Origin of the sequence: Brevundimonas sp. LM2 (assembly GCF_002002865.1) — a bacterium.
Lineage (GTDB): Bacteria > Pseudomonadota > Alphaproteobacteria > Caulobacterales > Caulobacteraceae > Brevundimonas.
Genome location: NZ_CP019508.1, coordinates 955,748 through 973,196 on the forward strand (window position 1 = coordinate 955,748; position 17,449 = coordinate 973,196).

21 protein-coding genes are annotated in these 17,449 nt (G+C 69.4%); 9 read left to right on the plus strand and 12 right to left on the minus strand.

Annotated features, from left to right (window positions below; all coding sequences use genetic code 11):
• Nucleotides 1–114: 114 nt before the first annotated feature.
• From BZG35_RS04765 to BZG35_RS04795, 7 genes are all read right to left on the minus strand, one after another.
• Nucleotides 115–408, minus strand: coding sequence for a hypothetical protein (locus BZG35_RS04765; RefSeq protein ID WP_077354614.1), 294 nt, complete (start codon nucleotides 406–408; stop codon nucleotides 115–117).
• 206 nt (nucleotides 409–614) lie between these two features.
• Complete coding sequence (locus tag BZG35_RS04770; RefSeq protein ID WP_077354615.1) at nucleotides 615–983, minus strand: hypothetical protein; 369 nt, start codon at nucleotides 981–983, stop codon at nucleotides 615–617.
• A 138-nt stretch (nucleotides 984–1,121) separates the two neighbouring features.
• Nucleotides 1,122–1,991 carry a flagellar motor stator protein MotA gene (motA, locus tag BZG35_RS04775; RefSeq protein ID WP_077354616.1) on the minus strand — a complete coding sequence of 290 codons (870 nt, stop codon included), beginning with the start codon at nucleotides 1,989–1,991 and terminating at the stop codon, nucleotides 1,122–1,124.
• Nucleotides 1,992–2,060: 69 nt separating this feature from the next.
• Entirely contained in the window at nucleotides 2,061–3,854 is a 1,794-nt protein-coding gene (locus BZG35_RS04780; protein WP_077354617.1) for a long-chain-acyl-CoA synthetase, read from the minus strand.
• A gap of 176 nt (nucleotides 3,855–4,030) precedes the next feature.
• Nucleotides 4,031–5,350 (minus strand): sorbosone dehydrogenase family protein, encoded by a 1,320-nt coding sequence (locus BZG35_RS04785; RefSeq protein WP_077354618.1) that lies wholly within the window; start codon nucleotides 5,348–5,350, stop codon nucleotides 4,031–4,033.
• Nucleotides 5,351–5,368: 18 nt separating this feature from the next.
• Nucleotides 5,369–5,929 (minus strand): lipocalin family protein, encoded by a 561-nt coding sequence (locus tag BZG35_RS04790; RefSeq protein ID WP_077354619.1) that lies wholly within the window; start codon nucleotides 5,927–5,929, stop codon nucleotides 5,369–5,371.
• Between the two features lie 78 nt (nucleotides 5,930–6,007).
• Entirely contained in the window at nucleotides 6,008–6,922 is a 915-nt protein-coding gene (locus BZG35_RS04795) for a DUF1206 domain-containing protein (protein WP_077354620.1), read from the minus strand.
• Nucleotides 6,923–6,995: 73 nt separating this feature from the next.
• On the opposite strand from BZG35_RS04795, the gene BZG35_RS04800 reads away from it, so the two are divergent.
• The 5 genes from BZG35_RS04800 (at nucleotide 6,996) to BZG35_RS04820 (ending at nucleotide 10,347) form a co-directional block, all read left to right on the plus strand.
• Entirely contained in the window at nucleotides 6,996–7,262 is a 267-nt protein-coding gene (locus tag BZG35_RS04800; RefSeq protein ID WP_077354621.1) for a UvrB/UvrC motif-containing protein, read from the plus strand.
• An 80-nt stretch (nucleotides 7,263–7,342) separates the two neighbouring features.
• Nucleotides 7,343–8,329, plus strand: a complete 987-nt coding sequence (locus BZG35_RS04805) for an ABC transporter ATP-binding protein (RefSeq protein WP_077354622.1) — start codon at nucleotides 7,343–7,345, stop codon at nucleotides 8,327–8,329.
• Nucleotides 8,326–9,093: an ABC transporter permease gene (locus tag BZG35_RS04810; protein ID WP_077354623.1), complete on the plus strand. Its 768-nt coding sequence runs from the start codon at nucleotides 8,326–8,328 to the stop codon at nucleotides 9,091–9,093. Before BZG35_RS04805 ends, BZG35_RS04810 begins: the two co-directional genes overlap by 4 nt.
• Nucleotides 9,094–9,105: 12 nt before the next feature.
• Nucleotides 9,106–9,387: a DUF427 domain-containing protein gene (locus BZG35_RS04815; protein ID WP_077354624.1), complete on the plus strand. Its 282-nt coding sequence runs from the start codon at nucleotides 9,106–9,108 to the stop codon at nucleotides 9,385–9,387.
• Between the two features lie 42 nt (nucleotides 9,388–9,429).
• Nucleotides 9,430–10,347 carry a hypothetical protein gene (locus BZG35_RS04820; RefSeq protein WP_077354625.1) on the plus strand — a complete coding sequence of 306 codons (918 nt, stop codon included), beginning with the start codon at nucleotides 9,430–9,432 and terminating at the stop codon, nucleotides 10,345–10,347.
• Between the two features lie 3 nt (nucleotides 10,348–10,350).
• On the opposite strand, the gene BZG35_RS04825 is transcribed toward BZG35_RS04820, so the two are convergent.
• From BZG35_RS04825 to BZG35_RS04840, 4 genes are all read right to left on the minus strand, one after another.
• A complete protein-coding gene (locus BZG35_RS04825; protein WP_077354626.1) occupies nucleotides 10,351–10,752 on the minus strand; it encodes a hypothetical protein in 402 nt (133 codons plus the stop codon).
• 57 nt (nucleotides 10,753–10,809) lie between these two features.
• Nucleotides 10,810–11,943, minus strand: coding sequence for a tRNA epoxyqueuosine(34) reductase QueG (gene queG / locus BZG35_RS04830; RefSeq protein ID WP_077354627.1), 1,134 nt, complete (start codon nucleotides 11,941–11,943; stop codon nucleotides 10,810–10,812).
• Nucleotides 11,944–12,102: 159 nt separating this feature from the next.
• Nucleotides 12,103–12,783, minus strand: a complete 681-nt coding sequence (locus tag BZG35_RS04835) for a glutathione S-transferase family protein (protein WP_077354628.1) — start codon at nucleotides 12,781–12,783, stop codon at nucleotides 12,103–12,105.
• Between the two features lie 36 nt (nucleotides 12,784–12,819).
• A complete protein-coding gene (locus BZG35_RS04840; protein ID WP_077354629.1) occupies nucleotides 12,820–13,746 on the minus strand; it encodes a cation diffusion facilitator family transporter in 927 nt (308 codons plus the stop codon).
• A 127-nt stretch (nucleotides 13,747–13,873) separates the two neighbouring features.
• Here BZG35_RS04840 and BZG35_RS04845 point away from each other — a divergent pair, with 127 nt between their 5' ends.
• The 4 genes from BZG35_RS04845 to BZG35_RS04860 all read left to right on the plus strand — a co-directional run bounded on the left by BZG35_RS04845 (nucleotide 13,874) and on the right by BZG35_RS04860 (nucleotide 16,863).
• Nucleotides 13,874–15,082, plus strand: a complete 1,209-nt coding sequence (locus BZG35_RS04845; protein WP_077354630.1) for a citrate/2-methylcitrate synthase — start codon at nucleotides 13,874–13,876, stop codon at nucleotides 15,080–15,082.
• 11 nt (nucleotides 15,083–15,093) lie between these two features.
• Nucleotides 15,094–15,900, plus strand: a complete 807-nt coding sequence (locus BZG35_RS04850; RefSeq protein ID WP_077354631.1) for an undecaprenyl-diphosphate phosphatase — start codon at nucleotides 15,094–15,096, stop codon at nucleotides 15,898–15,900.
• A gap of 37 nt (nucleotides 15,901–15,937) precedes the next feature.
• On the plus strand, nucleotides 15,938–16,258 hold the full coding sequence (locus BZG35_RS04855) for an Mpo1-like protein (RefSeq protein ID WP_077354632.1): 321 nt from the start codon (nucleotides 15,938–15,940) through the stop codon (nucleotides 16,256–16,258).
• Nucleotides 16,259–16,338: 80 nt separating this feature from the next.
• Nucleotides 16,339–16,863, plus strand: coding sequence for a hypothetical protein (locus BZG35_RS04860; protein WP_077354633.1), 525 nt, complete (start codon nucleotides 16,339–16,341; stop codon nucleotides 16,861–16,863).
• On the opposite strand, the gene BZG35_RS04865 is transcribed toward BZG35_RS04860, so the two are convergent.
• Nucleotides 16,860–17,435 (minus strand): hypothetical protein, encoded by a 576-nt coding sequence (locus tag BZG35_RS04865; protein WP_150125934.1) that lies wholly within the window; start codon nucleotides 17,433–17,435, stop codon nucleotides 16,860–16,862. The genes BZG35_RS04860 and BZG35_RS04865 overlap by 4 nt on opposite strands.
• Nucleotides 17,436–17,449 lie beyond the last annotated feature (14 nt).

Sequence of the window (17,449 nt, forward strand, 5' to 3'; positions counted from 1 at the left end):
GGTAGCGCGGGGGCGACCGCGACGCGAGCGGCGGCATCGCGCGCACGAAAAAAGGGGTCGCCCGCGGGCGACCCCTTTCCCCGGTCGGACCGAAGCCCGATCCGTCGTTCGACCTTAGTGGTCGGCTTTCTCGGCAGCGGCCGGTGCCATCGCGGCGTCGGCAGCCGGGGCGGCGGCAGGAGCCATCGCGCCATCGGCCGGGGCCATGGCGGCGGCGTCGGCGGCGGCACCGGCGGCAGCGGCGGCGTCGGTGGCGGCAGCGTCGGCGGTCGCGGCGGCGTCCGTGGCGGTGTCGGCAGCGGCGGTCGCGTCAGCGGCGGCGGCGTCGGCCTTGTCTTCGGCGGCGGGTTGGCAGGCGGCCAGGGCCAGAGCGGCGGCCGAGGCGGCAATCAGGGCTACGAAGCGCATTGGAGGTATCCTTCCCAGGGTTTGTGCGAGCTTTTTCGACCACTCGCTCCTCAGGAGATAACGGGATCGTGAGCAGCTCTGCAAGCGAAATCCTCACGGCTTCGTGATCGCTTCCCCGCGTGTCGGAAGACTCTCCCGGGCCGGGCAGATGCCCATGACGAAGCCCGCGATCGTGCGATCGCGGGCTTCTCGATCAAGGCGAGCGCTTATTGCGCGGGCGGGGTGCTCGATCCGGTCGAGCCGGTCGAACCGGTCGTGTCCATCGCGCCGGAGCCGGGCGTCGCCGTACCGCCGCTGGCGCCTGGTGCGTTGGTGGCCCCGGCCGCGGTGCCCGGCGTCATGGTGCCGCCCGGGGTCATGCCGGGCGTGGCGTTGGTAGAGCCGCCGGGCATGGTTTCGGAGCTCATCTGGCCGGTCGTCGGGTTCATGGCGCTCGTGTCGCTGGTCGAGGGCGTGGGCATCGACGATTCCGCGGCGGTGCCGGTGGTGGCGGCCGTGTCTGCGTCGCTGGCGGGTTGGCAAGCCGCGAGGCCGAAGGCCGCGATCGCAGTGACCGCGAGAAGGGTGGTTTTCATGGCAGGCTCCCTGTTCCGATCGCTCGGCCCAGATGACCGCCCCTCATGGGGTTACGTGATCGTGATCCACGGTGAACCGAAGACAGGATGCCTCGTTCCAAACCGGTTCCGAAAAAGAGCCGCTAAGCTTTGATTTCGTTAAGCTTCGCCGGGCGCGGCCGACAGGGCCTCTTCCATCTCGAGGAAGGAGGGCTGGGCCGCGGAGGGGATGTCGCCCCGGCCGATCTCGACCGAGATCTGAGCCGCGTTGCCGTGCAGGTGGGCGACCAGCACCGACTGGATGATCTTGTAGTAGGAGAATTCCTCGTCGACGATCGCCTGCAGCCGCGCGGCCAGTGGTCCGACCAGGCCATAGGCCAGGAAGACGCCCATGAAGGTGCCGACCAGGGCGCCCCCGATCATGCCCCCCAGAACCTCCGGCGGCTCGGTGATCGAACCCATGGTCTTGATGACCCCCAGAACGGCCGCGACGATGCCGAGCGCCGGCAGGGCGTCGGCCATGGCCTGAAGCGCGTGGGGGGCGCTGGCGGCCTCGTGGTGATGCTTTTCCAGCTGCTTTTCCATGGCGTCCTCGATCTGGTGAGGATCCTCCAGGTTCATCGTCATCATCCGCAGGGTGTCGCAGATGAAGTCGGTGGCGAAATGGTCCTTCAGCACCTTGGGATATTTCTGGAAGATGGTGCTCTCGGCGGGTTTTTCGATGTGGCTTTCCAGGGCGATGACGCCCTTGGATTTCATCGTCTTGGTCAGCTGGAACAGCAGCGACAGAAGGTCCTTGTAGTCCTGCTTCTTCCATTTCGGTCCGGCGAAGGACTTGCCCAGCCCGCCCAGGGCCGATTTCACCACCCCGACGCTGTTGGAGATCAGGAAGGCGGCGACGGCCGATCCGCCGATGGCCATGAACTCGTGCGGCGCCGCATGCAGGATGACCTCGAACTTGCCGCCCGCCAGGGCGTAGCTGCCGAACACCATGCCGAACAGCATGACGATGCCGATGATCTGAAACATGAAGCGGCCCGACGTCCCCGAGGGTAGAGACGCAGACCTTGACGGTTAATGTTTAACGTCGCCTTGCGCTCAGAGGCGGGTAACGCCGTTCTGGATCGCCTCATAGGCTTCCGGCGTCAGCTTCTGATAGCCGGACTTGCCGCGCACATAGACCTGGCCAGGCAGCGCCGGGTCGAAACCGTCGGCCACCAGGTCGACCTTGCGGTATTTGAACGTGCCCGTGGTCTCCAGCGTCTTGGCCAGGCGCACGAACACCGGCCGCGCATAGGGCGGCAACTGCTCGTCGACATAGGCCCCGAACGCCTTGGCCCCGAACGCGCCCTCGGTGATCAGGGTGACCATGCCCGCCTTGCCCTCGGCCCCGGGCACAGGAACGCCATAGGCGATCACCTCGGAAACCCCCGGGGCCTCGGTCAGACGCTGCTCGACCTCGGCGGTCGAGACGTTCTCGCCCTTCCAGCGGAAGGTGTCGCCGATCCGGTCGATGAAGTAGAAATAGCCCTCGGCGTCCTGGCGCATCAGGTCGCCGGTGCGGAACCAGCGATCGCCGCGCGCGAACACGTCGGTCAGGATCTTCTTCTCGGAGGCGGCCTTGTCGGCATAGCCCGAGAAGTTGTGGCGGATGTCGTCGCCGATGACGCCGATCGCCTCGCCGATCTCGCCCACGGAAGCTTCCGCGCATAGCCCGCTGGGCAGGCGAACCGGGGCCTCGGTGTCGATGTCGAAGCGGACCAGCCGGATGTTGATCTGTTTCTTCAGGAACTTGGGCACACGGCCGATGGCCCCGGCCTTGCCGTCGAAATTGAACAGCGAGACGTTGCCCTCGGTCGAGCCGTAGAACTCCAGGATCTTCGGAATGCCGAACCGCGACTGGAAATCGGTCCAGACGTCCGGCCGCAGCCCGTTGCCGAAGGCCAGGCGCAGCCTGTGGCCGCGCTCGCCTTCCTGCGGGGGGCAGTTGACCAGATAGCGGCACAGTTCACCGATATAGACGAACAGCGTCGCCCCGGTGGCGTTGACGTCGGGCCAGAAACTCGTGGCCGAGAACTTGCGCCGCAGGATCAGCCGCCCGCCGTTCAGCAGGGCCGGGCCGATGCCGACCAGACCCCCGGTCGAATGGTACAGGGGCAGGACGTTGAACACCTTGTCCTGCGGCGTCGCGGCCGTGGCGCCGGCGAAGGCGCGCATATAGGTCCGCGCCCGCGAGTGGGGAATGCGCGCGGCCTTGGGCATGCCCGTGGTGCCCGAGGTGTAGATGAACAGGGCGGTGTCGCGGTTGGTCAGGCCGTCCCGGACGGCCTTCTGGGGCCGGACCGACGAGCCGCTGCGAACCGCATTGTCGAGCCCGCGCCGCTCCGACACCTCGTCCTCTTCCTTCAGGCCCAGGACCCACAGCATCATGGTCCGGGTGACGAAGGGCCGGGCCTCTTCGCAGCGCCCCCAGGTCTCTTCGTCGGCCACCACCTGGGACACGCCCGCGATGTTCAGGCAGTGGGCCAGGGCCTGGCCGGTCAGGTTGGTGTTGATCAGGGCGGTGGCCACCCCGACCTTGGAGAAGCCCATCCAGGCCGCGATGTATTCGGCCCGGTTGTTCATCACCAGACCGACCACGTCCGAGCGCCGCAGACCCCGGCTGCGCGCCCAGTGGCCGAAGCGGTTGGCCATGCTGTCCAGCTCGCGGTACGTCAGGGTCCGGTGTTCGTCTTCCAGCGCGACGTTGTCGCCGAACTTGTCGACCGCCTCCTCGAAATCGTCGCAGACCAGGACGTCGCTATCGAGCGCGATGGGCTTGATGCGCTGCAGCAACCGACGAAGACCGGCCGCGAACGTCAGGTCGCGTCGGATATTGGCGGCTAGCCCCATGCTCAGCGTCGCTCCCGTTGAATGCGTTGATTTGCACCCTGATGAACAACGGCCGGGGCCGGGTCAACCGAACAGCGCATGCGTAACCGCGGTCTTTGCCGTTTCGGACGGAGGGGTGGCACCCGACGCACGGGTGACGCGACGGAACGTTCGAAGCGCAGACCCGGGGGGTTCCATCAGCGGTTGGGCGACACCCGCCAGATGACGTCGCCGACGTCGTCGGCGACCAGAAGGGCCCCGGTCGCATCGCTCTGAACCCCGACGGGACGGCCCATGGCCTCTTCCCGCTCGTTCAGAAAGCCGGTTAAGACATCCTCCGGCGCACCGCTGGGGACGCCCTCCGCGAAGGGCACGAAGACGACCTTGTAGCCCGCCTTGGGTTCGCGGTTCCACGACCCGTGCTGGCCGACGAAGGCCCCGTGACGGAAGCGGTCGGGCAGCAGACGGCCTTCGTAGAAGGTCAGCCCCAGCGAGGCGGTATGGGCCCCCAGGGCATAGTCCGGGCTGAGAGCCGCGGCGACCTTGGCCGGGTCCTGCGGCTGGACGCGGCTGTCCACGTGCTGGCCGTAATAGCTGTAGGGCCAGCCGTAGAAGCCGCCGGGCGTCACCGATGTCATGTAGTCGGGCACCAGGTCGTTGCCCAGTTCGTCCCGCTCATTGACCGCCACCCACAGCCTGCCGCTGTCCGGCTGCCAGGCCATGCCGACCGGATTGCGCAGGCCCGAGGCGTAGAGGCGCGACCGGCCGGTGGCGATGTCGATCTCGTGGATGGCGGCGCGGCCGACCTCCTCGTCCATCCCGTTCTCGCCGATATTCGAGTTCGACCCGACCCCGACATACAGTTTCGTGCCGTCGATCGCGGCGACCAGGCTCTTGGTCCAGTGGTGGTTGCGACCCGCCGGCAGGGCGGCCAGCGTCGTCGCCGGGGCGGTGATCCGGGTCTGGCCCGTCTGATACGGGAAGGCGACCACCGCGTCGGCATTGGCCACGAACAGCCGGTCGCCGACCAGGGCCATGCCGAACGGTGAGCTCAGGCCGGTCAGGAACGGCGTCTGCATCTCTGCCACCCCGTCGCCGTCGGCGTCGCGCAGCAGGGTGATCCGGTCCGGGCTTTCGACCCCGGCCCCCGCCCGTTTCATGACCAGCCCCATGATCCAGCCGCGGATGCCGCCTTGTTTGTCCTCGGGCTTGGGCGGGGCGTTGGACTCGGCCACCAGGATGTCGCCGTTCGGCAGGCGATAGAGCCAGCGGGGATGGTCCAGGTCCCGGGCGAAGGCCTGCACCCGCAGGCCCTCGGCGGCGACCGGCATGCGGCCTTCGGGCCAGCCCACCGCCGGGGCGATGTTGACCGTCGGGGTCAGCCGGTTGCGGTGCGGCGCGGCGATCGTCGGCTGGGCCCCAAAGGTCGCGCCGGGGGGCAGCAGGGGCGGGGCCGCGCAGGCCGACACACCCGCGACCGCGGTCAGGGCGGCGGCGATCGAAAGGCGCACGACCATTCGGGATCTCCTTGGGCGTCAGGCGGTGGCAGGAAACTCGAGACGATCCGTATCATACCCGAGGGCCCGGGCCCGCGCGATCAGCTCGGCCAGCTGCGCCGGGCTGGGCACCGCGCGGGTGTAGATCCACAGCTTGTCGAAGCTGGGATCGGCCGAGATGAACCAGGTGTAGTCGTCGTCGTGGTCGAGGATCCAGTATTCCCAGGTCACCAGGCCGGCGAAATAGCGGGCGCGGAACTTGGCGTTGGTGCCCGGGTCCAGGATGGTGGCGTCGGCCCCGATGGCCTTCTCCTTGCCGGTCGGGGTGCCGGACTGGCAGGTGTCGCGCACCGCCAGGGTGGTGGGCGAGCGCAGCGTATAGGTCGAGGCCCCGGCGACGCAGCCGTCGGTCAGCCGCATCGGCAGCCGACCGATCTCCAGCCAGCGGCCATTGTAAAGACGCTCGGCATCGACGGACCGCGCGGGCTGTGGCGCGCGGATCTGGCGTTGGGACAGGGTCGTGGCGCAGGCCGCCAGCCCGGCGACGGCGACCCCGCCGAGGGCCAAGGCGAGCACAAGGTTCACGGGTCTGCGCGACATGGTCTAACTCCGTTCAGGACACGACGCGCAAGATACGGCACGGGGTCGCGTTCTGGACGCGGCCAATGCGCACGGCCTTCAGCCGGGCTTCAGATCGCGCGGCGCGCGGATCCGGCGGTAGCGGGCCTCGACTAAGGCATAGGCCCCGAAGGCGAGCATGCCGAGCCCCGTGGCCCCCAGCATCCAGCTGCCGCCCGGCTGGCTCTGCAGCGCGTCCAGCGAACTGCCGAAGGTCTCGACCTGCGAGGCCTGGGCCCGCCAGCCCGCCAGGACGACGAACAGGGCCAACGGCAGGTAGGCCAGGCCCCGTGCCGCATAGCCGACCCGCGCCAGGGGCAGGACCCGGCGACAGACCGTCGGCGAGCATTTCAGCGTGGCGGCGAAGTCGTTGGTCGCGCCCATGATGATATTGCCCACGCCGACGGCGGCGATGCACAGTCCGACGCCGATCAGGATGGCCCCGCCGAACGGCAGGCCCAGGACCATGGCGGCCTTCTCCTGGTTCTCGGCCATCTGTTCGGCCCCCATGGGCGGATCGACCTCGTCCAGCAGTTCGAACACGCCCGACGCCAGGACGGCATAGGCCAGGCCGCTGAATCCCTGGCCCAGTCGCGCGGCCCAGCCTTTCAGATCCGACCCTTCGCGGTCCGCGTCGAACACGGCCTGCAGCACCCGCCAGCCGACGAAGGCCCACAGGCCGGTGCCCACCATGATCAGCCAGATCCGGCCGAACGGCTGGTTGGCCAGGACCGACAGCGCCCCTTCCTGGTCCACCGCCTGGCCGCGCATGCCGATGGCGGCCGCCAGCATCAGCGCCCCGACCGACAGATAGACGAAGCCGTTCGCCGCGAAGCCGATCCGCGCCGTCTGCTCCATCACGCGATCGATGGCCGGGAATCGGTCGCGCCAGGACTTTCGCCGCCGCAGGCGCGACGCGATGCGACCGGCGTGCGTGCGAAGCCGGTCCAGGCGGAGGTCGGGGAGCGTGCTCATGGGTGTCCTGCCAAGCGATGCCGTTGAACGCCAGGTCGTCCGAACCGATCCCGTGCGGGCGCATTGATGCGGGATGAGCAAGGACGAGACCGCCGCGCTGGAGGCCGAGATGGTCCAGGCGCTGGAGCGCGAGGATTTCGAGACGGCCGCCCGAGTGCGCGACCGGCTGGCCGCGCTGAATCCGGACGCGCCGCCGCGGCTGCATCGCGGCGTGCCGGGGGCCATGGGGCTGGGCACCGACCAGGCGCGGCGGCGACCGCCGGAGGGCTGGGTGCCGCCCACCCGGCCCGACCCGGGCACCGCCCATGTGAAGCGCGGCGGCGGTCGCCGGCGAACTTAACCGCCGGGAAGCCTTGAGCGACGGCCGAACAGGGCCATATTGCGGCCACGGCGCTTCGGCCGATTTCCAGGACGCGCCGAATGCCGCCCACCCCCGCACAGCCCGTCATCGACATCCGGGGCCTGACCAAGACCTACGCCTCGGGTCTCCAGGCGCTGAAGACCGTCGACCTGCAGATCGGCAAGGGCGAGATCTTTGCCCTGCTGGGGCCCAACGGGGCCGGCAAGACGACGCTGATCTCGATCGTCTGCGGGATCGTCACGCCCTCCACCGGCACCGTCATCGCCGACGGCCATGACATCCAGAGCGACTATCGCAACGCCCGCATGAAGATCGGCCTGGTGCCCCAGGAACTGACGACCGACGCCTTCGAGACGGTGTTGGCCACCGTCACCTTCAGCCGCGGCCTGTTCGGCCGGGCCCCCAATCCCGCCTTCATCGAAAAGACCCTTCGCGCCCTCAGCCTGTGGGACAAGAAGGACAACAAGATCATGACCCTGTCCGGCGGCATGAAGCGCCGGGTGATGATCGCCAAGGCGCTGAGCCACGAGCCCGACATCCTGTTCCTGGACGAGCCGACCGCGGGCGTGGACGTCGAGCTGCGCCGCGACATGTGGAACCTGGTGCGCGAGCTGCGCGAAGGTGGCGTCACCATCATCCTGACCACCCACTATATCGAAGAGGCCGAGGAGATGGCCGACCGGGTCGGGGTGATCCTGAAGGGCGAGCTGATCCTGGTCGAGGAGAAGGCCGAGCTGATGAAGAAGCTGGGCAAGAAGACCCTGACCCTGAACCTTCAGGACCCTCTGGCGGCCATACCGCCCACGCTCGCCCAATGGGACCTCACGCTGAAGGCGGACGGCAACGAGCTGGCCTATGAGTTCGACTCCCATGCCGAGAAGACGGGCGTGCCCTCGCTGCTGCGCGCCCTGTCGGATCAGGGCATCGCCTTCAAGGACCTGAACACACGGCAGAGCTCGCTGGAGGACATCTTCGTCAGCCTGGTGCATCGCAAACCGGCTCAGGACATCGCCACCGGAGCCAGCGTGCAAGGAGTGGGCGCATGACCTTCAACGGATACGGCGTCTGGGCCATCTACAAGTTCGAGATGGCGCGCGCCCTGCGCACCGTCTGGCAATCGATCGTCACGCCGGTGATCACCACGGCGCTCTATTTCGTCGTCTTCGGCTCGGCCATCGGCGGCCAGATGACCGAGATCGACGGCGTGCCCTACGGGGCCTTCATCGTGCCCGGCCTGATCATGCTGAGCCTGTTCACCCAGTCGATCTTCAATGCGTCCTTCGGCATCTATTTCCCGAAATTCACCGGCACGATCTACGAGATCCTGTCGGCCCCCGTCAGTTCGCTGGAGATCGTCATCGCCTATGTCGGGGCGGCGGCGACGAAGTCGGCGGTGCTGGGGCTGATCATCCTGGCCACGGCGGCCCTGTTCGTGCCGCTGCAGATCCTGCACCCGGTGTGGATGCTGACCTTCCTGATCCTGACGGCGGTCACCTTCAGCCTGTTCGGCTTCATCATCGGCGTCTGGGCCAACGGGTTCGAGCAGCTGCAGATGATCCCGATGCTGGTGGTGACGCCGCTGACCTTCCTCGGCGGCTCCTTCTATTCGATCGACATGCTGCCCCCGGCGTGGCGAACCGTCACCTTGTTCAACCCGGTGGTCTATCTGATCAGTGGGTTTCGCTGGAGCTTCTACGGCTCGGGCGATGTCGGCATCGTCTGGAGCGTTGCCGCCACCTTCGGCTTCCTGATCGTCTGTCTCGGCATCGTCTTCTGGATGTTCAAGACCGGCTACCGCCTCAAATCCTGACGGAGACGACCCATGACCACAGCGACCTGGAACGGCCAGATCATCGCACAGTCGGACGACACGGTGGTGGTGGAGAACAACCACTATTTCCCGCGCGCCTCGGTCAAGGCCGAGTATCTGGCGCCCTCGGCCACCACCTCGGTCTGCCCGTGGAAGGGCACGGCGTCGTATCACTCGCTGATCGTGGACGGGAAGGAGAACCGGGACGCGGCCTGGTTCTATCCGACGCCCAAGTCGGCCGCCGCCGAGATCGAGGATCGCATCGCCTTCTGGAAGGGCGTCGAGGTTCGCTAGGCCGTCATTGCGCCGCCACATCCTGACCCTCTAAGACGGGCCATGGTCGATACGCCTTCCCCCAAGCCGGACGCCGGCGCTGCTCCCACGCCCTTCAAACGCGGCCAGATCGTCTGGTCGCGGCCGCCGCAGACCGTCTTCCAGGTGGGTCAGACCCCGCGTGCCCCCGCGCGTGCGCCCTCGCCTATCATGGCTCCGGCCGCACCGGCCGCGCCCGTTCCCGCCCCGCGCTCCCGCTCCAGCAGCGGGATCCTGAGCGGGTCGATGATCCCCCGGGCCAGTCCGCCTCCGGCGCGCGATGCCTTGCCGATCGCGCCCGCGACGCCGGTCGTCACGCCGGCGTTCGAGGCCTCGCCGACGTCCCCGCCCGCGGCCGCGTCCGAGGCTCCGATGCGGCAGGCTGAGGTCGTCGCGACAGCGCTCGACGCCGCCGAGATCGAGGCAGCCCCCGTCATTCCGTCCTATGCCAGCGCCGTGCGCCCGAAGGCCGGTATCCCCGTTGCAACCTGGGTCGGCGGGGCCATCGCCCTCGTCGTCATCGCGGGCGTGGCCTGGCTGGTCCTGAAGCCGGCGGCCGACGCTCCGGCCGCGATCACGGCCCCCGGCGGGCCGCCGGCGGTCGCACCGGCCGTGCCGGTCCCGCTCGAGGCGGTTCCCGTTCCCGAGACCGAGGCGGCGGTGGAAGAGGTCGAGCCGACGCCCGATCCGGAGCCGCCCTTACCCACTCCCGACATCCCGGCGCGCGCAGCCCCCCCGGCAGCGGCAGCGGCTTCGGCGCGCGGGGCTCCGGCGACCACGACGCCGTCACCGCGACCGCGTCCGGCCGAGACGCCCACGGAGCCGCGCATTCAGACCGCGCCCCTGGCCGTGGCCCCCGTCGCTCCACCGCCCACGGCCGCTGAGGCTCAGGCGACCGATCCCGATGCGCCGATCCAGACCCGGCCTCAGCCTCTGGATTGAGACTCAGCGCTCGGCGGCGCGATAGGGCAGGTAGCCGCGCTCGACCATCCGGCGCAGACCTTCATAGGCCTCGGTCAGTTCCTCGAAGGCCACCCGCAGGCCGGTCAGCCGCTGGGCGTCCGCGGCGCTGACCGCGACGCCGCCGTCCGTCAGCTTCAGGGCCTCGGCGATCCAGCGGGCCCGGGCGGTGGCGGCGGCGACGGCCAGGCGCTGGAAGGCAGCCGGCTCGGTATGGTTGGTGCCCAGCCCCAGCACCTGGGGGATGACCTCGCGGTTCGACACGAAGGCCGTATAGTCGATCTGTTCCAGATGCCCCCGCAGCCGGCGCTGTTCATGGGGGTCGTTGTCGCTGGGTTCGAAATGGTCCCGGCGGTTGCGGTAGCTGGCGGTCATTATGCTCGACATCGCGGTCTCCCTGAGCGGAAGGTGCGCCCGTTCGGTTAACGACCCCTTGCGGTCGGGTCAGGCGAGCGGCGGGCCCGCCTCGACGGCCCAATCGGCCCGCACCGCCGCGTCCGTCTCCCGGGGCTGCTCCCGCGCCCGCAGGGTCCAGAAGGCCTCCGGGTCCATCAGCCGGAACAGGGCCCAGACCGCCGCGCCCCGCACCAGCGGCGAGGCGTCTCGCGTCAGGGGCTGCGCCGCCGCGATCAGGGTGGGGTCCGCGCTGTTGCCGATCGCGTACAGGACGTTGCGCACGAACCGGTCGCGGCCGACTCGCTTGATCGGGCTCTTGGAGAACAGGGCCCGGAACGCCGCGTCGTCGAGCGCCGCCAGATCGGCGAGCCGCGGACTGACCGAGGCGTCTCGGGCCGTCAGCCGCACCTCGCGCGCCGCCTGGGCGAACTTGTTCCACGGGCACACTGCCAGACAGTCGTCGCAGCCATAGATGCGCGATCCCGTGGCGATACGGAACTCCACCGGCCAGGGCCCGGCGTGCTCGATGGTCAGGTAGGACAGGCAGCGCCGGGCATCCAGCTGGAACGGGGCCGGGAAGGCGTTGGTGGGACAGGCCGTCAGGCAGGCTGTACAGGATCCGCAATGCTCGGTCTCGGTGGGGTCCGGCTCGATCTCCGCCGCGGTCAGGATGACGCCCAGGAACAGCCAGTTGCCGTGCTCGCGGCTCAGCAGATTGGTGTGCTTGCCCTGCCAGCCCAGGCCGGCCCGCTGGGCCAGGGGCTTTTCCATCAGCGGGGCGGTGTCGACGAAGACCTTGACCTCGGCCCCCAGCCGCGCCGCGACCTGGCCGGCCAGGGTCTTCAGCCGGCCCTTGATCAGCTCGTGATAGTCGTCGCCCCGGGCATAGACCGAGATATAGCCCGCCGACCGGTCCGCCATCTCGGGCAGGGGGTCGGTCTCGGGACCGTAGTTCATGCCCAGCACGATGGCGGTGCGGGCCTCCGCCCACATGGCGGTGGGGTGGGCGCGGCGCTCGAGCGTCGTCTCCATCCAGCCCATCTCGCCGTGCCGCCCCGCCTCGACGAAATGCGCCAGCCGCTCGCCTGCGCTCCACGGCTCGGAGGCCGAGGCGAAGCGGCAGACGGCGAAGCCGAGATCGGCGGCCTGGGCACGGAGACTGTCGCGGGGATCGACGGGCATGGGAGGGGTATAGCTCTCCCTCCCCCCGCGGGGGAGGGCAGGCGCGCAGCGCCGGGTGGGGGCGGCAGGGAACGGCCGCACGATGGATCGCCGGGCCGTCCCCACCCGGTCTCCGCTTCGCTCCGACCACCCTCCCCCGAGGGGGAGGGAGAAGAGCTCCTAGAAATCCAGATCCGCGTAGTGGCCGGCGGGGGCCAGGCCCTGGAAGCGGTCGGCCAGCAGGGGGCGGAAACAGGGGCGGGACTTGATGCGCATGTACCAGGTCTTCAGCCCCGGCCAGGACGCCCAGGCGATCTCGCCGAAATAGTCGAGGGTGGACAGATGGGCGGCGGCGACGATGTCGGCCTGGCTCAGGCGTCGCCCGGCCAGCCAGTCGCGGCGAGCCAGCAAAGCTTCCAGCACGGCCAGATGGTGTTTCAGCGCCTCGCGGCCCTCGCGCAGCGCGCGCGCCTCGGGCGGGCCTAGACGCAGCAGTGGTTTCTCCATCCGCTCGTGCAGCAGGACGGCGTTGACCTCGTCGGTGAAGCGGCGGTCGAACCAGCCCGTCAGGCGGCGCACCTCGGCGCGCTCGGCGGCGTCGGCGGGCATCAGCAGCGGACCCTTCTGGGCGTCCTCGATCCAGCCCAGGATGGCGGGGGCTTCGCACAGGGTCAGGGCCGCGGGGCCGCCGACCTGCAGCACGGGTGGCATGCCCGAGGGGTTCAGGTCGCCCACCGGACAGTCGGCCTCCCAAGGCCGGACCAGCACCTCGGTCCAGGCGATCCGCGCCTCGCCCAAGGCCAGACGCGCGGCGCGCGAGCCGGGATCGAAAGGGAAATGGAACAGGACGTTCGCCGACATGGGGCGTGCATGGGCCATTGCCCGTTAAATCCGCGTTTACGGTGTCGCCCAGGGCGAGACGGGCACGGCGGGCCGAACCCCGCGCGGGTCGGCGTGGATCAGCACCTCGGAGTCCGGGAAGGCGGCGGTCACGCGCCGCTCGGCTTCCACCACCAGGGCGTGGGCCGCTTCGAACGACAGGGTGGGGTCCAGGTCGATGTGCATCTGGGCCAGCAGGCGGTTGCCCGACATCCGCGTGCGCAGCTGATGCACGCCCTCGACCCGGGGATCGGACAGGACGGCCTGGGTCAGGGCGACGCGATCCGCCTCGGGCACCTCGCGGTCCAGCAGCTGATCCCCGGCCGCTTTCAGAACGCCGTAGGCCCCCCAGAACAGCCAGACGGCAACGACCAGGCCGGCGGCCGCGTCCAGGCCCGGCGCGCGCAGCCAGGCCCCCGAGACGACGCCGATCAGCACGACCACGCTGGCGGCCAGGTCGGCGGCGTAGTGGGCCCGATCGGCGGACACGGCCATGGATCCCGACGCCTTCAGCGAGCGGGTCTGCAGCCAGACCAGACCGCCGGTGAGGACCATGGAGATCAGCACCACCCCGACCGCCCAGACGCCGCCGGACACCGGATAGGGGTCGAAGATGCGCAGGATGGCTTCCCAGCCGATGAAGGCGGCCGAGGCGAAGACCAGCCCGGCCTGGACCAGGGCGGCCATGGCCTCGCCCTTGCCATGGCCGTGGCGGTGGCTGGCGTCCTGTGGCCGCGCCGCCCAGCGCACGGCATAGAAGGTGGTCAGAGAGGCGATCAGGTCCAGGGCGGAGTCGGCCAGGGAGGCCAGGATCGAGATCGAGCCGGAGGCGCCCAGGGCAAAGGCCTTGAGCGCGATCAGGACCACCGCGACCCCGACGGACAGGCCCGTGATCTGACGCGCGGTCAGGACGGCGAAGGACGGCGAAGCGACGGGGGAGGTCATCCTCGCCCTTCTCGCCCATCGTCCTCCAATTGCCAAGGATGCGGTCGTCGCAGACCGGTGTTAGCGCGCTGGTCACGAAACCGCCGCATGGTAGGGCGCAGTTTGGTTAATCGGCCGGGGGAAGACGATGATGCCAGGGGTAGGGCAGTGGGCAGGCGAGGCGGCGGATCGGTGGATCCCGCGCGAAGACGCCCTGTCGCTGCTGGGCGTCAAACCCCAGACCCTCTACGCCTATGTCAGCCGGGGCCGGATCGCGGCCCGTTCGGATCCGCTCGACCCGCGCCGAAGCCTGTATGCCGCCGCCGACGTGGCCCGGCTGAAGGGCATCTCGGGGTTCGAAGCGATCGGACAGGTCCTGCCGTTCGAACCGGCGGTCAAGGGCGAGGCGGTGGTGCAGTCCTCCGTCAGTTTCGTCGCCGACGGCCGCCTCTATTATCGCGGGCGCGACGCCTCGGAATGGGCCCAGACGGCCACCGTCGAGGAGACCGCGCGGCTCCTGTGGGGCTGCGGGGCCACCAACCCCTTCGCCGGGTTGGGGGTGCGGGTCGACAGCGTCGGCGGGGCCTCGCACCGCGCGCGTCTGTTCGCCGCCCTGTCGCGCCGGGCGGAAGAGGACCTGCCGTCCACCGGGCGCGACCCCGACGCCCTGCGGCGCGAAGCCGCCACGGTGCTGAACGAGGTGATCGACGCCGTCGCCGGTCCGGGGCCGAGGCTGTTCTTTCACCAGCGGCTGGCGCGCGGCTGGAAGGTGCTGGAGCGCGACAGCGTGCATCTGCGGCGCGCCCTGGTGCTGGCGGCGGATCATGACCTCAATCCGGCCGTCCTGGCCACGCGGGCGGCGGCCTCCGGCGGGGCGTCCCCGGCCGGTGCCGCCATGGCCGGTCTGGTCGCCCTGTCCAGCTCGCCGGTCGCGCGCAACCTAAAGGCGGCGACCGCCTATGTCGCCGAGGCGCGCCGCGATCCGGTCGGGGCGGCGCAGCGGCATCTGACGAGCGACGGGGCGATCCCGGGCTTCGGCAGCGACAGCTTCCGCCATGGTGACCCGCGCGCCGATGCGATGCTGGCCCTGGCCGAACTACCCGGTGATCTGCTGGCCATTCTGCGCGAGGCGGAGGCCGCCGGCGGGGCCCGGGCCGGGTTCGCGGCGGCCCTGGCCGTGCTGGCGCGCCGGCTGGACCTGCCGCGCGACGGGGCGCTGGACGTGTTGCTGATCGGGCGCCTGCCCGGTCTGATGGCGCATGCGCTGGATCAGATCACGGATGGCTCGCCTATTCGCGCCCGACTGCGCTATGTGGGGCCCAGACCGGGCGGCGAGGGGGCTGACGCCGGGGCATAATCGGGGTTTTCATGTCTGACTGGCTGGCGGCGATCATCCTTGGCCTGGTCGAGGGGCTGACCGAATTCATTCCCGTCTCGTCCACCGGCCACCTGCTGCTGCTCGGCCATTTCATGGGCTTCGAGAGCGAGGGCAAGACGTTCGAGATCGTGATCCAGCTGGGGGCCATCCTGGCGATCATCAGCGTCTATTTTCAGCGCCTTTGGGCCCTGGCCACGCGCTGGCCGCACGACGCCCAGGCGCGCCATTTCATCATCGGAGTGGTGATCGCCTTCCTGCCGGCCGCCTTCGCCGGGGTCTTTCTGTACGACATCATCAAGGAGATCTTCTTCGAGACACCGGTGATCATCTGCATCGCCCTGATCGTCGGAGGCGTCCTGCTGCTGTTGCTGGATCGGATGAAGCGGGTCCCGAAATACCTCGACGTCAACACCTACCCCTTCCGCGTCTACGGCCTGATCGGCCTGTTCCAGTGTCTGGCCCTGCTGCCTGGCGTATCGCGATCCGGAGCGACGGTGGCGGGCGGTCTGCTGCTGGGCACCGACAAGCGGTCGGCGGCGGAGTTCACCTTCTTCCTGGCCCTGCCGACCATGGGCGGGGCGGTCGCCTATGACCTGTTCAAGAGCCGCAACGACCTCGATTTTACCGATATCGGCCTGATCGTCGTCGGCTTCGTCACGGCCTTCCTGACGGCCCTGGTGGTGGTGCGGTTCCTGCTCGACTTCATTTCCAAGCACGGATTCGCGCCCTTCGCCTGGTGGCGGATCGCGATCGGAACCCTGGGTCTGGCCCTGCTCTGGGCCGGCGTCGGCGGCTGACTTGTCAGGGGGCGGATTTCGGAGGACGCTCTGCGTCATGACCGACCATCCTGCCCCGGGCCAACGCTACGCCTCGTTCGAGGCCTTCTATCCCTACTATATCCACGAGCACTCGAACCAAACCTGCCGCCGGATCCATGTGGTCGGCTCGGGACTGGTGATCGCGGCTGCCATCCTGGGCCTGTTCGTCAGCGCCTGGTGGTTCATGGCCATGCCGGTGATCGGCTACGGTTTCGCCTGGGTCGGCCATTTCTTCTTTGAGAAGAACCGGCCGGCGACGTTCCAGTATCCGCTGTGGAGCCTGATGGGCGACTGGCGCCTGTTCTTCGAGACCATCAGCGGCCGTCGCCGCTTCTGACGTCGGGCGATCACCGTTCCGTCAGTCGACTCCCGACGCGAGGCGGTGCAGTCTGCGCGCTGGGCGTCGGGATTCTCGAGATGATCGCACATATCAAACGCCGGCTGGGTCAATACGGCGCGCTCTGGGTCGGGGCGTTCCTCCTGGCCGGTCTGGCCATCCTGGTCGCCACGGCCTTCGCCGACCTGATCGTCGCGGTGGACCTCGTCCTGCCGGTGATGCTGGCGGGGACGGCCCTGGGGCTGGGGATCGGCGTGATCGCCACCCTGCTGTCCGGGCAGGCTGTCGGTACCAAGCTGATCGTCCTGGCCCTGGCGATCGTGCTGAGCCTGCCGCTGCTGTGGGCCCCCGTGGCGGCCGCCGTGGTCCTCGCCTTCTTCGCCGACCGGTCGATCGAATATTCCCTGATCTATGCCGGGTTCCAGATCGGGATCAGCGAGCTGCTGTTCCCGCTGGACGAATGGGTGCGGTCGGGGGCGGTGTTCGGCAGCGTCTGGGCCCTGTTCCAGGGCATCGCCACGGTGGTCGGTTTCATCTCGGCCCTGTCCAACATCTGGCCCCTGCTGCGCCGCGCCCTTGGAGCCGAGCCCGCCCCCGCCGCCTAGTCGCCGGTGCGCGTCAGCCGGGTCTGGTTGCGAAAGCGCCAGGCGGCATCATCAGCCCCGACCGGGCGGACGGCCTTGACCTCCAGCAGGGTGTAGCCGTCGCGGGTCTCGGTGACGCGGATGTCGGCGGGCGCGTCGTCGTCCTCGCCGGTCCGCGTGTAGATCAGGGTCCAGTGGGTGGGGTCTGTGACACTCCCGACGCGCACCGCCTCGGTGTCCAGCTCCGGCGCGCGACCGGCGCGGAAACTGGCCGAGGTCGAGGTGCCGGCGGCGGGGTCGTCGAGGCTGACGGTGGTGATCCAGACCGGCCTGGACGGCCCGTCGTCGAACAGCGACTGGCGCACCAGGGTGGCGCCGTCGCCGGGCGTTGTGATGGTGGTGGTCACCGGGATCTCGACCAGGGCGTCGGTCTGGTAATCGCGATAGCCCAGGGCCCCGGACCATTGGCCGACCAGGCCGAGGCGCAGGTCGGTGGCGCTGGGTCGGTCCTGCGGGCCGGCTGCGGCGGGCGCAGGCATGAGCAGGGCCAGGGTCAACAGCAGCGGGGCGGCAGCGATCGTGCGGGTGATCATGGTCGGGCTCCGGA

Coding starts and splice junctions, on each gene's coding strand:
- BZG35_RS04805 (WP_077354622.1), top strand. CDS start 7,343: ATGCCGCCCACCCCCGCACAGCCCGTCATCGACATCCGGGGCCTGACC.
- BZG35_RS04800 (WP_077354621.1), top strand. CDS start 6,996: ATGAGCAAGGACGAGACCGCCGCGCTGGAGGCCGAGATGGTCCAGGCG.
- BZG35_RS04845 (WP_077354630.1), top strand. CDS start 13,874: ATGATGCCAGGGGTAGGGCAGTGGGCAGGCGAGGCGGCGGATCGGTGG.
- BZG35_RS04850 (WP_077354631.1), top strand. CDS start 15,094: ATGTCTGACTGGCTGGCGGCGATCATCCTTGGCCTGGTCGAGGGGCTG.
- BZG35_RS04820 (WP_077354625.1), top strand. CDS start 9,430: ATGGTCGATACGCCTTCCCCCAAGCCGGACGCCGGCGCTGCTCCCACG.
- BZG35_RS04785 (WP_077354618.1), bottom strand. CDS start 5,350: ATGGTCGTGCGCCTTTCGATCGCCGCCGCCCTGACCGCGGTCGCGGGT.
- BZG35_RS04810 (WP_077354623.1), top strand. CDS start 8,326: ATGACCTTCAACGGATACGGCGTCTGGGCCATCTACAAGTTCGAGATG.
- BZG35_RS04835 (WP_077354628.1), bottom strand. CDS start 12,783: ATGTCGGCGAACGTCCTGTTCCATTTCCCTTTCGATCCCGGCTCGCGC.
- BZG35_RS04840 (WP_077354629.1), bottom strand. CDS start 13,746: ATGACCTCCCCCGTCGCTTCGCCGTCCTTCGCCGTCCTGACCGCGCGT.
- motA (WP_077354616.1), bottom strand. CDS start 1,991: ATGTTTCAGATCATCGGCATCGTCATGCTGTTCGGCATGGTGTTCGGC.
- BZG35_RS04855 (WP_077354632.1), top strand. CDS start 15,938: ATGACCGACCATCCTGCCCCGGGCCAACGCTACGCCTCGTTCGAGGCC.
- BZG35_RS04815 (WP_077354624.1), top strand. CDS start 9,106: ATGACCACAGCGACCTGGAACGGCCAGATCATCGCACAGTCGGACGAC.
- BZG35_RS04770 (WP_077354615.1), bottom strand. CDS start 983: ATGAAAACCACCCTTCTCGCGGTCACTGCGATCGCGGCCTTCGGCCTC.
- BZG35_RS04865 (WP_150125934.1), bottom strand. CDS start 17,435: ATGATCACCCGCACGATCGCTGCCGCCCCGCTGCTGTTGACCCTGGCC.
- BZG35_RS04790 (WP_077354619.1), bottom strand. CDS start 5,929: ATGTCGCGCAGACCCGTGAACCTTGTGCTCGCCTTGGCCCTCGGCGGG.
- BZG35_RS04780 (WP_077354617.1), bottom strand. CDS start 3,854: ATGGGGCTAGCCGCCAATATCCGACGCGACCTGACGTTCGCGGCCGGT.
- BZG35_RS04825 (WP_077354626.1), bottom strand. CDS start 10,752: ATGTCGAGCATAATGACCGCCAGCTACCGCAACCGCCGGGACCATTTC.
- BZG35_RS04765 (WP_077354614.1), bottom strand. CDS start 408: ATGCGCTTCGTAGCCCTGATTGCCGCCTCGGCCGCCGCTCTGGCCCTG.
- BZG35_RS04860 (WP_077354633.1), top strand. CDS start 16,339: ATGATCGCACATATCAAACGCCGGCTGGGTCAATACGGCGCGCTCTGG.
- queG (WP_077354627.1), bottom strand. CDS start 11,943: ATGCCCGTCGATCCCCGCGACAGTCTCCGTGCCCAGGCCGCCGATCTC.
- BZG35_RS04795 (WP_077354620.1), bottom strand. CDS start 6,922: ATGAGCACGCTCCCCGACCTCCGCCTGGACCGGCTTCGCACGCACGCC.